Raw genomic sequence first — 499 nt, 5'->3', positions numbered from 1 at the left:
ATTCTTACTGGTAGTGGTTACACTGGTCAGGGCGCGAATATTGCCACGATTCGTAGAAATGCAGAGGATTTTATTAGCGAGCAGGTTCGTGCCGATACAACCGTTTATCATGAACGTGATGCAGTGCTTACTCAAGCAGAGTCGATCGATAACTTGCTTGCCAGCACGACAACTGGTTTGACGCCTGCTATGACTGCTTTCTTCCAAGCCTTCCAAGGTGGCGCTGATGACCCAACCTCTATCCCTCAGCGACAGTTATTATTGACGCAAACCGAAGGTTTGGTTTCCAGGTTTCATGCATTGGACAATCGACTTAATTCTCAGATGGAAAATATTGACGTAGAGCTGGCGGCCTCGGTTGCTGCGATCAATAGTTTGTCTCAAGGTTTGGCCGAATTGAATCAGTCTATTGCTGTTGCAATTGGTGCAGGGCAGGGTGATTTACCCAACAATTTATTAGATGCTCGGGATGAAGCTTTACGAGAGCTATCTGAATACG

1 pseudogene is annotated in these 499 nt (G+C 46.5%); it reads left to right on the top strand.

Annotation, left to right across the window (positions count from 1 at the left end):
- Positions 1-499: pseudogene (locus A3761_RS26470) on the top strand (flagellar hook-associated protein FlgK); the annotation flags it as partial.

The sequence above is a fragment of the Oleiphilus sp. HI0123 genome (genome assembly GCF_001635315.1).
The sequence above is the reverse complement of the archived record's forward strand: the minus strand, read 5'-3'. Positions and strand labels throughout refer to the sequence as shown.